Source organism: Acinetobacter sp. NIPH 2100, assembly GCF_000369805.1.
Classification (GTDB): domain Bacteria; phylum Pseudomonadota; class Gammaproteobacteria; order Pseudomonadales; family Moraxellaceae; genus Acinetobacter.
Window position 1 is genome coordinate 2,611,287 of sequence record NZ_KB850224.1, and the last position, 13,799, is coordinate 2,625,085.

Genomic DNA, 13,799 nt, shown 5'->3' on the forward strand with positions numbered 1-13,799 from the left:
AAATATGGTGGGGGCGAAGAGACTCGAACTCTTACACCTTGCGGCGCTGGAACCTAAATCCAGTGCGTCTACCAATTTCGCCACGCCCCCGATGGGTATGCATATTAGTGAGAAACATTCATTCTGACAAGTGTTTCTGCTAAAAAAACCAATCAAATGAACATATAATATTCAAATCAACTATTTATTTTTATTTTCAAGCAAATCTTTGGCATTTAGAGCTGCTTTTGCAGCTGAAACTGAGCTAAAACGCTGTTCAATATGCTTTTCCAACAAGCCTTTAAGCACAGGAAAAAAGCATTGCAGTGTCGATGGAAGCTGAATTTGCAATTGTTGGCAATGCAAGACAGCCCAATCATGATAACTGCCTGCCTTTAAGGTTAATTGAGTCAACCATTCATACAAAATAATACCTAAAGCATATAAATCACTTTGAATCGTTTTTCCTGTCCCCTGAAAAAGCTCTGGTGCCATGTAATGTGGTGTTGCATCCAAAGTCTGAATAGGAAACCCAATCCTAAAACATTGCTCAAAATCAATCAGCCGACATGAGTTTTCATAGAAACGGAAATGTTCTGTCTTCAAATCACCGTGAATCCACCCCAGTTGGTGTAAAGCATCAAGTGTGTCTAAAGCAGCAAGAATTTTCTGCTGAATGCTTTCAATCTCGCTATCGTCTGTCAAAGCCGTAAAAAAAGCATCTGAATTGGCGGTTAACAGCCCTCCACCGCCCTCCATTGCATCCAACTGATTCACAACATCACTAAATTGAATAATTTGATACGGCAACAGAAAGGGTTGCTGTGTATGTTGATGCAACTGGTAAAAGTTGAGCTCACGCTGAAAAGCCTTCGCCAAAATATGCTGACTGTTTGCCTGATGGAATTTCAGCCAATAAGCTTGCTGATTGGCTTGGAAGGTATATATACGTCGCCCAAATGTATAACTCTGCGTTTTGGTGGCGAGACTTAAATTTTCAAATGGAATTTTGGGATCAAAGATCCACGTAGTAAAACTCATTCTGCTGCTTTTCTTCCTGCTTTCGCAATGATGTTAAACAATGCTCAATGGTTTTACCAATCCGTGCATGGATTTCAATCGAGGCGATTTTAGGCCATGTTGCCCGCTCGCCTTCTTGTTGCAGAATTTTGAACAGTTTTGGTCGTGGATTTTTTAGCATGTAACTATAGTGTCGGAGACCGTATTTGGCAATGATATTCACATCACCGTAGTAGCGTTGCCCCAAAATACCATAACCATGATCGAGCATACGGCGAATCGGGAAAAAACTGCCCATATAATTGCGTGTTAAATCCATCACATCCATGGCAATAGTTTTACCTTGATGACGAATAATACGTTCAGGCCAACTCAGTACATCACGTCGGAAGCGATTACTATCACTCTGCATAAACGGCACGATATGCGGATTGACCTGACTGGCAATGGTGTAATTAATATTATATAAGCGCGCCATTTTCTCCTGTGGAAAGTCACTACGCATACTGCCATCCACCCATTTGGTATTGGCGAGATATGGCGTATGCTGACCATCATAGCGCTTACTGGTCAAATGCACAGGCGGAAATAACACAGGTACTGCACACGATGCTAATACTGCACTCCACACCAGAACATTTGGTGCAGTTAGTGCATTCATAATCCTTGGATTTTGTGCAGTGTTATAAGGTGCCACAACAATATTAATATGACGTTTGGATTGCTTATAGGCTTCTGCAAATGTGACGTCTCCAAGATTCTGCATCAGGAATTTTTTCAAATACATCACATCAGCAACACCACCACGTCCCCGAATCAGTTCTGTAACCTTCCTAAATTTAAATGCATCACTAAAAAAGTATTCCCCTTTAAGCAATTCAGGTACTTTCTCTGGCGGTGAAACGCCGAGCATCCCTGTCATAATTGCCCCTGCACTGGAGCCTGATAACACTTGCGGCATTAAATCCTGTTCTATCAGTGCCTTGCAGACTCCCGTATGAAATAGGCCTAAAGTCGCTCCACCCGAAAACATCAGTGCGGGTTGCCCATAAGCTTTTTGGCATTCTTCAAAAAATTGGATTTTTTCTTTAAGCTGAAATGTAATACATTCACTTGAGGCTAAATAACGTAGACAGTCGCTCATTTCCTCAACATAGTTTTCGATAATTTTTTTAGTTCCAATATAGGTCTGTGCAAATAACATCGGATGCCCAATATTGGCAAAGTCATAAGACAGACCTTCTCTTAACACATAGATCAGATCTAGTGTTCGATGCTGCATTCGATATTTTTTTAATAAGTTATAACGTTTAGATAAAATTTCTGCATCATAATAAGACGATTCATTGTCATATTTCCATGCTTCATGACCAGATTCTTCGTCCAGTTTTAGTGCGATTTCTTTCCATTCATCATAAGAGTTCGCATGTCGTAAGTGTTCTTGTAACACATCAACCCTATGTGTCTGATATGTATTCTTTTTCTCTTGAACTCTAGTGAACATTCGCAATCCCGATTTTCAGCATATTTTTTATATTCTTGCACCTATACAATGCAAAAAGCAGCCACAACAATCAAGGGGTAAATCGATATATTTCGATATTTCTGATGATATTTTCTTTATTTCCGTAATAGCAGTGATAGTATCCCTATTCATCATTGAGTTTGGTTTGTATTTATGGCTATCCTTGATTTACCCGAATCTATTATCCAATCGTTATCCAGTGTTTTAACACAGCTCCAGCAAGTTCTCCCTGCACCGAAACAACCGACTGATTTTTCAGCAATCGCCTTTCGTTGGGAAAACCAACAACTGGTCGCGATACAACAACCCAAGAAAATGTATCTGGAAGATTTAAAAGGCATCGAACGCCAAAAAGACAAAATTATCCAAAACACTTTACAATTTCTGAATGGCTTACCAGCCAATGACGTTCTGCTCACAGGCTCTCGCGGTACTGGAAAATCGTCGATTGTCCGTGCCCTACTCACTGAATATTCAGCTCAAGGCTTACGCTTGATTGAAATTGAGCGCGATGATCTATCTGATTTACCTAAAATTCAAAAACTGATTGAAAATCGTCCTGAAAAATTCATTGTTTATTGTGATGATCTGGCCTTCAATGCTGAAGATGAAAATTATCGTAGTCTGAAAAGTGTGCTGGATGGTTCACTGCAATCTGGCTCAAGTAATTTCATTATTTATGCCACCAGTAACCGTCGCCATTTACTGCCTGAGTTTATGCACGAAAATACACCTGTGCGAAAGGTGGATGTTCCGCAATATACGGAACTGCATCCACAGGAAGCGATCGAGGAAAAAATTTCACTTTCCGACCGTTTTGGGATGTGGCTATCCTTCTATCCAATGGATCAACAGTTGTATTTACAAATCGTAGAGCATTACATTGTAAAAGCGGACTTGGAATATAACGATCTGGTTCGTGGTGAAAGTTTAAAGTGGTGCCAAGCACGTGGTCAACGTTCTGGACGGGCTGCCTACCAGTTTTCAAAACACTGGATCGGCTCACAGACCTTAGAAAAATTGTCGAACAAAGCTCACGTATAAATGTCCTGAAAAGCTGTAGCTTTGTCCTTATTTCCGCTTAGCACAGGCAATTGTTTCTCATAATCTACTTTTCAACATGGATTGAGTTTAGGAAACAAAATGAAGAAACAATTGCCACCTACTTCCTTGACCAGCAAAATCTTGGGTAAAAGCCTGTTATTGGCACAAGGTACGCTCGATAAAGCAGTACAATATTCAACAACACCATTTTCAGATCCAGACATCATTCGCCCACGCACGGATGGGAATTTTTATACCTGGACGCATTATGGAATTTTCTTTCCGCTGCTTCCCGAGCCACATCGCTATTTAAATATTATGATTTTACTGGGTACCCCAGGAGCACTTGCATTTGATCATGATGATATTACCTTAGGCGACCCAAGAAAGACTGCAACTTTTTTCTCCAGTACTGCGGCGGTAGATGAGCATCTATTAAAAGCGTATCTCATTCCAGAACAGACCAATATTCAAGACAATGGAACAATCATTGAGCTAGGTGAAGAAGTCTCAATTCAAGGAACTCTACCAAATATTCACCTCAAAGGTGCTTATCATGGACTTAGCTTTGAGTTTGATTTGGATGTCACAGACCAAATTTCATGGTTTATTAAAACACCGATTTATGATCATTTTAGTTTATTGGCAAACTTCAAAGGTCAGCTTGAATATCAAGGTCAAATTACCCCAGCCGAAGGTTTATGTACTTACGAATATGCCCGAGCAACTGGTGCACATGGTGTCGTTAAAAAACTACTCCCTGAGCCTTATAAATTACCGCTCGATTTCTTTACTTACCAAATTATCAACTTGACCGAGAGCACCCAATTATTGCTCACCAAAGCTGATATTTTGGGTCAAGCAGCAGCTTATACCTTACATGTTCGCCATACTGACAAACCAGCAGAGGTCTATACCAATGTTGAGTTCAAAGTGATTGCGCATCAAGTTGAGGATTATGTTTCACCAAGCGGCAAGAAAATGCGCTTACCCCAGTTGTTCTCTTGGTCGGTCAAAGATGATGCGGATCAGAAAATTTTAGATATCACTGCGGAAATCGACAGTCCATTTCGTTATGGACACGGAATTGGCTATGCCAGTGCCTATACCTTTACAGGTGAATATCTAAATCAGCCAACCCAAGGTCGTGGCTATATCGAATATGTAGACGTCGAAAATCAAAACGCCTTTAAAGATTAAATCAGCAACGTGATTGGCCTTTGCTGAAATATCAAAGGCTAATCTATCTAAAAATACTTATGCCCTCTACTTCTTGAGAGGATTTAAATGATCAATGATTTGATTAATTGAATCTTTAATCTCGGCTGCCACTTTTACATCATAACCTTCGACCAGAAAGCGACTGATCAGCCCTTCTATCAGCGTATAAGTCACTTCAACCAACATCTCTGCATTGGGATAAGATTGTAGATATTCTGTGATCAAATTTCTAATCCAGACTTTATGCTCTTTTGATACCGCGATGATCTCTTGATCACCTAAATGTGACTCTGCCACTGCTCTGACAAATAAACATCCCTTAAAATTATCCTCTTGAAACCACAGTAAATGCCAATCGATCAACCGATTCAGTGCAGCCCTTCCCGTTTCATCAGCGACATAATCCAGCAAGCTATTTCTAAACTTTTCATCCCGCGCTTCCAAAACTGACTTCACCAATTGATTTTTATTTTTAAAATAGGTGTACATGGTGGTTTTTGAGCAACCTGATTCATCCCGAATGAGATCAACACCCACGCCAACAAAACTATTTTCATAAAATAATTTTTCTGCTGTATGCAAAATTTTATTGGCTGACTTTGACATAAAAATTTACTCATTTAAAATAGTACAGATCTGTACTATTTATAATTTTAGTTCTATTATCGCGATAAAGCAACCTTGTAGTGAGATCACCATGTTATCTTTATTCAACGGTAGAGAACATCTTACCCCCTTACCTCAATCCATTGATATTATAAGAAGTTTAATTGGCGGTACATTAAGTATATTGATCTTAATCCTGCTCAGTAAGCTCACCAACAATCTATTCATTATGGCTCCTTTCGGTGCGACCTGTGTCATCTTATATGCGGTATCGCAATCGCCTCTAGCGCAACCTCGCAATGTAATTCTGGGGCATTTTGTCTCGGCATTTATCGGTTTATTGTTTCTTAAACTTTTTGGTACATCGGCACTCAGTATTGCACTCTCTGTCGGCTGCGCAATTGCAGCCATGCAACTTTTGCGTTGTGTCCACCCACCTGCTGGTGCAAACCCATTGGTCATCTTATTGACGGCCAATACCATTCAATACCACTGGAGTTTCTTATTCTTCCCTGTGCTATTAGGTTCAGTTGCTTTGGTGCTAGTTGCATGGTTGGTCAATAATCTAAAATCAGAAAAGAAATGGCCTGTGTATGGATTGGCTTTTATCCACAGTAAGAAAAATATCGAATAATCCATCTATCGCTTAAAATGCAATTTCAGCACTTTAAGCGATGCCATCTTTCTAATCAAAATTCAGTAAAGTTCCCAACTTTCTCTTGCAAATAATTTACTTTTCAATAAAAATAGGTAGGTCGGTATACATAATATAGTTTTACTATGAGTACTAAATCAGCAAAACAAAAAATCCTAGATGCAGCATCAACCTTGTTTTATAACGATGGCATCAGCAATACAGGAATCAATACGATTACAGAGAAAGCCAACGTGGCAAAAATGTCTCTCTACAATAACTTTGCTACCAAATCAGATCTGATTACCTGTTATATCGAAGCACGCCATCAAGAATGGCTGGATTTATATCACAAGAGAAAAGCTCAAATCCAAACACCCATTGACGGTATTTTGGCTGTTTTCGATGCCTACCAAGATCATGCTGAATTCGCTTATGAAAAAGGTTTCCGTGGCTGTGGTCTACTCAATGCCGCAGCAGAATTTCCTGCACACAGTCCTGAGCGTTTAGCTGTCAAAAAACATAAAGATGAAATTGAAGCCATTCTAGCTGAGCATTTGATTCAATTAACTCACGATCCCGAGCGAGCAAAAGAACTGGCACTGCTGCTTTCTTTTATTTTGGAAGGATCTATTGCCCGTGCAGGTTTAGAAAGCTCTAGTGACAAAGTCTTTGCTGCAAAGCACATGGTTCAAAGCTTATTAGAACAAGAGGTTGCAAAGTGAGCACTACGTCCTTCAACCTGAGTTCACATTCCGGTTTTATCGCTGTTTTAGTCGCCTCTATTTTATGGGGAACTACAGGTACTGCCGCCTCTTATGCACCCAATCTTAGCCCTTTAGCCATTGGCGCAATCGCCATGGGTGGTGGCGGATTATTACAAGCCTTATTGGCCTATAAAAATATCCGCAGTCATTTACCTCAAATTCGCACTTACTATCCTTTACTGTTGATTGGGATGGTCTCTGTTGCTATTTATCCACTGGCCTTTTACTCGTCGATGCGTATGGCAGGAATCACTATTGGCACCGTTGTTTCAATTGGTTCAGCCCCTTTATTTACCGCATTACTTGAAAAGTTCTTTGATAAAAAAGCACTCTCTGGAAAATGGTTTATCAGTTTCGTTTTTGGCGTAGCCGGGGTCTTGCTGTTATCGATTGGTGAATCACATTCTGAAAGCGCTAGCCAGAACATTGCAACTGACCAGAAAAGCATAGGGATTATTCTCGGATTGATCGCTGCACTCACCTATTCTTTATACTCTTGGGCTGCCAAAAAGATGATTGATCGTGGGGTCGACTCAAAAGCCTCCATGGGTTTAATTTTTGGCTTCGGTGCTTTAATTTTATTGCCCACCCTATTTTTTACGGGTGCGAATCTGTTTGATGAACCTGTGAATTTGTATGTGGTTGGCTATATGATGCTGATCCCGATGTTTCTGGGTTATCTATTATTTGGTTATGCGTTAAAGACCATTTCAGCCAGTACCGCGACGACACTCACGTTATTTGAACCACTGGTTGCAGCATTGTTTGCCGTCTTGTTGGTTGGAGAACAATTGGCCCCGATTGGTTGGGTTGGTATGGGGTTGATTTTTGTTTGTCTGGCGGTGCTATCTAAAGCAGATCGTTCACAGCAAATGACTTAGAAAAGTTTCTAAGTCATTAAAATCAAAAGTAGTAATATCGCAGAGACAACGCTAAAAGCGATAATTTTCCCATTAAAAAACAACGCCAATTTTGCTGATTTTTTAATGGGTTCATCTTTTCTCAATCCAATGATCGACAAAATGATCCCAATAAGATTACAGATGACCGAGATGATCAATGCCAAGAAAAAGAATAAATGGATGGGTGGCATCTCACAAATTCGATCATTGGTGCATGGGATACTTAAAACATAAATTGAAAAAATCACTGCCGCAGCAATAATAATGATACTTAACCACGCAGCTATCGTCGCAGCTTTAACAGACCACATTATTTTTCCTTTTTATATTGAGTTATTGCAGAAAATATAAATTAAAGTTTTATTAGTAATGAATAACAATTGATAATTAGCGACGCAGAAAAATTTTCTCTGCATCGCTTCTAGAGCTTAAATATCAATACTCTTTTGCTAACTTCTCTAATGTCGCGAGCATTTTTTTCACTACACTTCTTTTATGCTGCAACATATTCTTAATATTGCTTGGATTAAAACCAGTCAATTTTGCGATACCACGACTGGTCATGTATTCACCAGTTTTCGCAAAGTGCTTTTCACTTAACTCGGTTTTCGCATTTGAGAATCGAACTGCCAGCTTATAATCATTAAACTCAGACCATGCACCTGTCTTATATTCGTCTAAATCAAATTTATTCTGCTGAGTTGGTTTGTCTCGAAGAATATTACTCAAACGATTAACCACTATTTTTTCTTCACTTTGTTCAATCACTTGATAAAGTTCAGTTTCTTCAAATGGGCGCCCTAAAGCGATATCTTTTCTATATTGTTCAACTACTTTTTCTTTTGACTCGACCTTTTTCTCACCTTGTTGAGTGAGGCAGAGAATCTTAAATAAAGACTCTAATCGGCCACATGTAAAAATATAAGAAATTTTCAACGTCTATACTCCACGATGAGTTTTAGCTCATCAAAATAAATAATTTATCTGATAATTTAACAAGATAGCGCTGACTAAAAACCGTCGCCACCACCCTGCATAAAAATGAATAATCTGATTTTTAAATAAAATAATAATGAGGATTTGCGATAAGTTTACACACAGCATCCAAACAAAATTACGGGTACATCTTAGGTTGGCTTTAACTCTGTCATCGGCCATCTCGGTGTAGTCGTCACAGCCAAACCATCCTGTTGCCCTGCTTTTAAACGCTGATATCCAGCAAAAGCAATCATGGCGCCATTATCAGTACATAAAGCAGGTTCAGCGTAATAAACTTGCGCCTTAATCTTTGCCAATGAGGTTTCTAATTGTTCACGTAATCGCAAATTGGCACTCACCCCACCGGCAATCACTAAACGTTTTAAACCTGTTTGCTTTAAAGCTTTCACGGATTTTTTAACTAAGGTATCCACGATCGCTTCTTGGAAAGACGCGGCTATATCTGCATCTCGATTTTCTTCACCCAACTTTTTCAACTGTACTGAAACTGCGGTTTTTAAACCACTAAATGAAAAGTTTAAACCTTGATGCAACATTGGACGTGGAAATTCAAAAGCTTGTGCATCACCCTGTAAGGCCAACTTCGCAATATTTGGACCACCTGGATAAGGTAATTTCATCATTTTTGCGACTTTATCAAAGGCCTCACCCGCAGCATCATCAATCGATTCACCCAGTAATTCATATTGACCAATACCGTAAGCTGCCATCAATTGGCTATGCCCCCCAGAAACCAGTAAAGCCACAAACGGAAATTCCGGTGGAGTTTCCGAAAGTAATGGTGCAAGCATATGACCTTCCATATGATGCACACCAATTGCAGGTTTATTCAATGCAAATGCCAAGGTACGACCAAATAATGCACCTGTCATCAATGCCCCCATTAAGCCTGGACCCCGGGTATAAGCAACTGCATCAATCTCTTGTTTTGTTACACCACTTTGCTCAAGTAGTTGATTCATCAAGGGAATCATTTTTCGAACATGGTCACGTGAAGCCAGCTCTGGTACCACACCACCATATTCAGCATGCAGTTTGATTTGGCTGTATAGAACCTGTCCACGTAAGCCGAGCTCGCTATCATAGAGTGCTAACCCAGTTTCATCACACGAAGTTTCTAAGCCCAAAACAATCATTAAACTGCCTTTACAACGATCAAAAATAATATCGGAGCTATTATAGACTTGTGATCTGAGTTGTAAATGAGTAAAATACTGACCTTCACTTGCGATCTAGTGTAATAGTGCGTTAGATCATATCCATCATCTTAGAGGATTTTACATGCCACAAGTTAAGTTGAAAGAAGGCGAACCAGTAGACGTAGCTATCCGTCGTTTCAAACGTTCATGCGAAAAAGCGGGTGTTTTAGCTGACGTTCGTAAGCGCGAATTCTATGAGAAACCAACTCAAGAACGTAAGCGTAAAAAAGCTGCTGCAGTTAAGCGTTATCAAAAGAAATTGACTCGCGAATCTGTACGTACTACTCGCCTTTACTAATTAATTTGTGATTGACTGCTGAAAATACTATGAATACTTTAAAAAACCAGATTACTGACGTATTAAAAAACTCAATGCGTGCCAAAGATATGGCAACAGTAACGGTTCTTCGTGGTGTACAGGCAGCAATTAAGCAAATCGAAGTCGATGAGCGCATTGAGCTTGACGATGCTCAGGTTCTTGCGGTCATTGAAAAGCAAATTAAACAACGTAAAGAATCGATCAAGGCCTTTTCTGGCGCTGGTCGAGATGATTTAGCTAGTAAGGAACAAGCCGAAGTTGAGGTTATTTCTCAATTTCTACCAGCCGCTATGACTGAGGAAGAACTTGATTCCATCATTGAGCAAACGATTGCTGCTCAAGAAGCTACTAGCATGAAAGATATGGGTAAGGTGATGAATTCTCTACGTCCGATCATAGCCGGGCGTGCCGATCCTGCACAAGTATCTGCTAAAATCAAAGCAAAATTAAGCTAATCCGCTTAACTCTCCTTTCTATATTTCTCTTTATTAAAGAATTGGATTCATTTCAACAATGAACCCAAAGTATTGTGTTATTTAAAATCACACTGAACATTATATTTCGCAAGCATTTGCATCTCTTTCGATTCTGCCACCTGTTTAATCAAATCTTGCTTGGTCATACTTGCATACTGTTGCGGTAATGATGAGCGGTTTTGCTCAATCGCATCTGACATATCCTGAATATAGCGCTGATTAATCTGACAATATTTTGCTTGCTGCTCAGGCGTAAATTGCGAAGTTTGAGGATTTAAACTGCGCAAAAAACCACGAATATCCTGCGCATACGCACCACGAATTTTCTCAACCGAATTTGCATACTGCTCAACAGATGCTGCCGAGCTGATTCCCACACTGCTTATCGCAAAAATAAAAACTAAAATTTTGTTCATAAATCTTTTAACTTCTCAGCGATTGCTTACGCACGCCATCTTATCTTAATTCAATAAAATTTGGTTTATGCTCCAGAAAAAATTCTTCTTTCGGGGCGGGTATATCGCCCTCAGTCACACTCCCCAGACGTAAACGAATGATATCAGGCAAATCCGTACGATAAGAATAAAGTGGACTGGCACAGTTTTGACAAAAAACACGCGCCTTATTTGGGGTATGAAAATATTCTTTCAGTTGTTCTCGCCCAGAGGTGAGCTCAAATTGAGTTTGATCAACAGCACTATTCCAGCCCGCGATAGAACCCTGTGCCTGTTGGCAATCGGTACAGTAACATAAAATGCTGTTTTCAATTTTCCCATGATATTGATACTGCACTGCCCCACACAAACATTGTCCTTTGATCATATGCATGCCTTTAATTGTTTTAATATTCATTTAGAGTTTCATACGGCGCTCATCTTGCATCTGTTTTAACCGTGCGTCAATCTTGGCCGACATTGCGACATTACCTTTTGCCAAACGCTGCGCGTGCAACATTGACTTAATCGCATTTTCTTCATAGCCAGACCAATACTCAGCCTCGGCGCGATAACCCAATACATTGACGGCTTGTAAAGGTGAACTTTTATCTAAATTGGTTGCCTGTTGCAGTAATTGCCAACCTTCAATATCACGTTGGTTTTTATGAATAAAACGTTGTACCAAAGTTTGTGCCTGTGCAACTTGCTTTTGTCGAATCAGTACCTCTGCCAATTTATAAGATAAAGCCCGATTCTCTGGCATGGTTTTCTGGATTGGATTAATACTATTAAAAGCCTGATCCAATTTATTTTGCCCTAGGTAGATATCAGTCTGAATCAAAGGTACAAGCACATGATTCTGAAGTTTAGCCTTCACCAAGTCTAAATTGGCCTGAGCTTGTGCGTAATCACCTTGGTCCAAATAGAACTTACTCAAAGCCAATAAACCAGCAGTATTTTTCTGATTCGCCAATGTCTGTAATTGAATTTCGGTCGCCTGATTCGATACCACTAAAGTGTAAAGCTTTAGAATTTCAAAATCGAGATCGTAAATTTTAGATTTCACTTTAGGCAATTGATTGGCACGTAAACGTGCTTCACTCATACGCTCTGTCGTTAATGGATGAGTAAACCAAAAATCAGGTAAAAAACTGACTCGACTGGTCGCTCGATGCATGGTTTCAAAATAATCCGCCATACTTTGTGGGTTATAGCCTGCCGCAGACATAAACTGCATGCCAATACGATCGGCTTCTCGCTCCTGATTACGGCTATAACTCAACTGATTATCCATCAGTGCCGCTTGAGTACCCATCATTACAGCTGCACCCGCATTGCCATCGGCCTGAGATGCAATAGCAGCCCCGACAAGAATCCCTGCCAATGCGAGCAAACCCTGTCCCTTAAATGCTTCTTGCGAACGGCTATAATGACGCTGTGATACGTGTGCAATCTCATGCGCCATCACACCAACGATCTCATCCAGATTCTTAGCTGAAGTAATCAAACCTGTATTCAATGCAAACAGACCACCAGGAACAGCAAAGGCATTAATTTGAGGATCTTTGATAATCACTAAACCAATTGGTCGTCCAAGTTGGGTTTGGCTGAGAATCCCTGAAAAAACCTGTAAAAATTGATCTTCCAACCATGCATCTTGTACCGTTGGCATTTGACGATGTACTTCTCGATAAACTTTTTCACCGATAAATTTTTCTTTTTGTTGATCGAGCAAACCTATACCGCTTCCAATTTCAGGCACTTCTGCTTGCCCAGCTGTATGGGAAGGCAAAAAAACTTCAGTGTGACTCAATTGAGTTGTGGCCAATAAGCCACATGCGAGCAGCAACGATCTCAAGTGGTTTCTCTATGATTTTAATAAAGAAATTCACTATAGCATTGAAAAAAGGAGAAATTTGCAACAAAGTGTTATAAAAGGCAGGAAAATCCTGCCTTAATTTATGTTTTTTGCAAGTGACTTAAATTATTTGTTCGCGATGTAACGCTGATCTACACTGAATTTCTCAGGGAATTTGGCATTAATTTCAGCATAGAAAGACATGATTTCAGTCATATCTTTTTCATAGTCGCCTGTAGGATAAACAATTTTCCCAACCCCAGTTTTTTTCTTGGCATAGTCCATATAAGCCAAAGCAATCGGCACACCTGCAGCAACCGCCACATGATAAAAACCAGTTTTCCATTGTTCTTGTTTAGCGCGTGTTCCCTCTGGCGTAACCAACATCACTAATTTTGGATGAGTCTTAAACAAGTCACTCATCAGCTGAACCATACTTGGTCGCGCTTGCCCTTCTTGTTTAATACTGCGATCGATCCCGATACCTCCCATAGCACGCACAAATGGGCCAAATGGAAGTTTCATATAGCTGTCTTTAATGGTTAGGCGAACATTGACACCCAATGCTTTTAAGGCCAAGCGCGCATATAAAGCATCCCAATTGCTGGTATGTGGTGCGGCAATCATGACACATTGATCGATATCTAAATCCCAATGATTGTCAATTTCCCACCCCATCAAGCCCAAACTTTGCTCAGCTAATTTCTCGAACACAGACACCCCGACACGAAATCACAAAGGGCGCAAGTGTACCAATATTAATCAGCTTAAAAAGATGGACTCGCACAATAATGCAGCAATCAAGTTGTCAGC

General features: G+C 40.0%; 17 protein-coding genes and 1 tRNA gene. 7 read left to right on the forward strand and 11 right to left on the reverse strand.

Translation table 11 applies throughout. The annotated features are described in order from the left end of the window. Positions 1-5: 5 nt before the first annotated feature. The 3 genes from F887_RS05880 to F887_RS05870 all read right to left on the reverse strand — a co-directional run bounded on the left by F887_RS05880 (position 6) and on the right by F887_RS05870 (position 2,503). Positions 6-90 (reverse strand) — tRNA-Leu (locus tag F887_RS05880). Positions 91-180: 90 nt separating this feature from the next. Then, the gene (locus F887_RS05875; protein WP_005295543.1) at positions 181-1,020 is read right to left on the reverse strand and encodes a protein kinase domain-containing protein; all 840 of its coding nucleotides are present in this window, start codon (positions 1,018-1,020) and stop codon (positions 181-183) included. After that, positions 995-2,503 (reverse strand): DUF3336 domain-containing protein, encoded by a 1,509-nt coding sequence (locus F887_RS05870; RefSeq protein WP_005295545.1) that lies wholly within the window; start codon positions 2,501-2,503, stop codon positions 995-997. Before F887_RS05870 ends, F887_RS05875 begins: the two co-directional genes overlap by 26 nt. Before the next feature lie 174 nt (positions 2,504-2,677). Between F887_RS05870 and F887_RS05865 the strand changes: the two genes are divergently transcribed. After that, positions 2,678-3,568 (forward strand): ATP-binding protein, encoded by an 891-nt coding sequence (locus tag F887_RS05865; protein WP_005295547.1) that lies wholly within the window; start codon positions 2,678-2,680, stop codon positions 3,566-3,568. 99 nt (positions 3,569-3,667) lie between these two features. Beyond that, positions 3,668-4,768: a DUF6670 family protein gene (locus tag F887_RS05860; RefSeq protein WP_005295550.1), complete on the forward strand. Its 1,101-nt coding sequence runs from the start codon at positions 3,668-3,670 to the stop codon at positions 4,766-4,768. 66 nt (positions 4,769-4,834) lie between these two features. Here F887_RS05860 and F887_RS05855 read toward each other — a convergent pair whose 3' ends face one another. Continuing rightward, entirely contained in the window at positions 4,835-5,395 is a 561-nt protein-coding gene (locus F887_RS05855) for a TetR/AcrR family transcriptional regulator (RefSeq protein WP_005295553.1), read from the reverse strand. Between the two features lie 91 nt (positions 5,396-5,486). Here F887_RS05855 and F887_RS05850 point away from each other — a divergent pair, with 91 nt between their 5' ends. From F887_RS05850 to F887_RS05840, 3 genes are all read left to right on the forward strand, one after another. Next, positions 5,487-6,029 (forward strand): HPP family protein, encoded by a 543-nt coding sequence (locus F887_RS05850; protein ID WP_005295555.1) that lies wholly within the window; start codon positions 5,487-5,489, stop codon positions 6,027-6,029. A gap of 146 nt (positions 6,030-6,175) precedes the next feature. Further along, positions 6,176-6,754 carry a TetR/AcrR family transcriptional regulator gene (locus F887_RS05845; RefSeq protein ID WP_005295558.1) on the forward strand — a complete coding sequence of 193 codons (579 nt, stop codon included), beginning with the start codon at positions 6,176-6,178 and terminating at the stop codon, positions 6,752-6,754. After that, complete coding sequence (locus F887_RS05840) at positions 6,751-7,677, forward strand: DMT family transporter (protein WP_005295560.1); 927 nt, start codon at positions 6,751-6,753, stop codon at positions 7,675-7,677. The genes F887_RS05845 and F887_RS05840 overlap by 4 nt, the downstream gene beginning before the upstream one ends. Before the next feature lie 8 nt (positions 7,678-7,685). Here the strand turns inward: F887_RS05840 and F887_RS05835 are convergent, their stop codons facing one another. The 3 genes from F887_RS05835 to tsaD all read right to left on the reverse strand — a co-directional run bounded on the left by F887_RS05835 (position 7,686) and on the right by tsaD (position 9,833). Next, on the reverse strand, positions 7,686-8,009 hold the full coding sequence (locus tag F887_RS05835) for a hypothetical protein (protein ID WP_005295563.1): 324 nt from the start codon (positions 8,007-8,009) through the stop codon (positions 7,686-7,688). Between the two features lie 124 nt (positions 8,010-8,133). Continuing rightward, on the reverse strand, positions 8,134-8,634 hold the full coding sequence (locus F887_RS05830) for a hypothetical protein (protein ID WP_005295565.1): 501 nt from the start codon (positions 8,632-8,634) through the stop codon (positions 8,134-8,136). Between the two features lie 191 nt (positions 8,635-8,825). Further along, on the reverse strand, positions 8,826-9,833 hold the full coding sequence (tsaD, locus tag F887_RS05825) for a tRNA (adenosine(37)-N6)-threonylcarbamoyltransferase complex transferase subunit TsaD (protein WP_005295568.1): 1,008 nt from the start codon (positions 9,831-9,833) through the stop codon (positions 8,826-8,828). Between the two features lie 145 nt (positions 9,834-9,978). Here tsaD and rpsU point away from each other — a divergent pair, with 145 nt between their 5' ends. Continuing rightward, a complete protein-coding gene (rpsU, locus tag F887_RS05820; RefSeq protein WP_004652785.1) occupies positions 9,979-10,194 on the forward strand; it encodes a 30S ribosomal protein S21 in 216 nt (71 codons plus the stop codon). Between the two features lie 29 nt (positions 10,195-10,223). After that, positions 10,224-10,670 (forward strand): GatB/YqeY domain-containing protein, encoded by a 447-nt coding sequence (locus F887_RS05815; protein WP_005295570.1) that lies wholly within the window; start codon positions 10,224-10,226, stop codon positions 10,668-10,670. A 77-nt stretch (positions 10,671-10,747) separates the two neighbouring features. On the opposite strand, the gene F887_RS05810 is transcribed toward F887_RS05815, so the two are convergent. From F887_RS05810 to F887_RS05795, 4 genes are all read right to left on the reverse strand, one after another. Then, positions 10,748-11,107 (reverse strand): hypothetical protein, encoded by a 360-nt coding sequence (locus F887_RS05810; RefSeq protein WP_005295574.1) that lies wholly within the window; start codon positions 11,105-11,107, stop codon positions 10,748-10,750. A gap of 40 nt (positions 11,108-11,147) precedes the next feature. Further along, positions 11,148-11,513, reverse strand: a complete 366-nt coding sequence (locus F887_RS05805) for a GFA family protein (protein ID WP_005295576.1) — start codon at positions 11,511-11,513, stop codon at positions 11,148-11,150. A 30-nt stretch (positions 11,514-11,543) separates the two neighbouring features. Beyond that, positions 11,544-12,956: a M48 family metalloprotease gene (locus tag F887_RS05800; RefSeq protein ID WP_416201967.1), complete on the reverse strand. Its 1,413-nt coding sequence runs from the start codon at positions 12,954-12,956 to the stop codon at positions 11,544-11,546. A gap of 156 nt (positions 12,957-13,112) precedes the next feature. Next, the gene (locus F887_RS05795) at positions 13,113-13,700 is read right to left on the reverse strand and encodes a 1-acyl-sn-glycerol-3-phosphate acyltransferase (RefSeq protein ID WP_171067405.1); all 588 of its coding nucleotides are present in this window, start codon (positions 13,698-13,700) and stop codon (positions 13,113-13,115) included. Between the last annotated feature and the right edge of the window lie 99 nt (positions 13,701-13,799).

Bases quoted from the DNA above. Each gene is read 5' to 3' on its own strand.
- F887_RS05815 (WP_005295570.1), top strand. From the start codon at position 10,224: ATGAATACTTTAAAAAACCAGATTACTGACGTATTAAAAAACTCAATG.
- rpsU (WP_004652785.1), top strand. From the start codon at position 9,979: ATGCCACAAGTTAAGTTGAAAGAAGGCGAACCAGTAGACGTAGCTATC.
- F887_RS05805 (WP_005295576.1), bottom strand. From the start codon at position 11,513: ATGATCAAAGGACAATGTTTGTGTGGGGCAGTGCAGTATCAATATCAT.
- F887_RS05810 (WP_005295574.1), bottom strand. From the start codon at position 11,107: ATGAACAAAATTTTAGTTTTTATTTTTGCGATAAGCAGTGTGGGAATC.
- F887_RS05865 (WP_005295547.1), top strand. From the start codon at position 2,678: ATGGCTATCCTTGATTTACCCGAATCTATTATCCAATCGTTATCCAGT.
- tsaD (WP_005295568.1), bottom strand. From the start codon at position 9,833: ATGATTGTTTTGGGCTTAGAAACTTCGTGTGATGAAACTGGGTTAGCA.
- F887_RS05860 (WP_005295550.1), top strand. From the start codon at position 3,668: ATGAAGAAACAATTGCCACCTACTTCCTTGACCAGCAAAATCTTGGGT.
- F887_RS05870 (WP_005295545.1), bottom strand. From the start codon at position 2,503: ATGTTCACTAGAGTTCAAGAGAAAAAGAATACATATCAGACACATAGG.
- F887_RS05875 (WP_005295543.1), bottom strand. From the start codon at position 1,020: ATGAGTTTTACTACGTGGATCTTTGATCCCAAAATTCCATTTGAAAAT.
- F887_RS05835 (WP_005295563.1), bottom strand. From the start codon at position 8,009: ATGTGGTCTGTTAAAGCTGCGACGATAGCTGCGTGGTTAAGTATCATT.
- F887_RS05855 (WP_005295553.1), bottom strand. From the start codon at position 5,395: ATGTCAAAGTCAGCCAATAAAATTTTGCATACAGCAGAAAAATTATTT.
- F887_RS05850 (WP_005295555.1), top strand. From the start codon at position 5,487: ATGTTATCTTTATTCAACGGTAGAGAACATCTTACCCCCTTACCTCAA.
- F887_RS05845 (WP_005295558.1), top strand. From the start codon at position 6,176: ATGAGTACTAAATCAGCAAAACAAAAAATCCTAGATGCAGCATCAACC.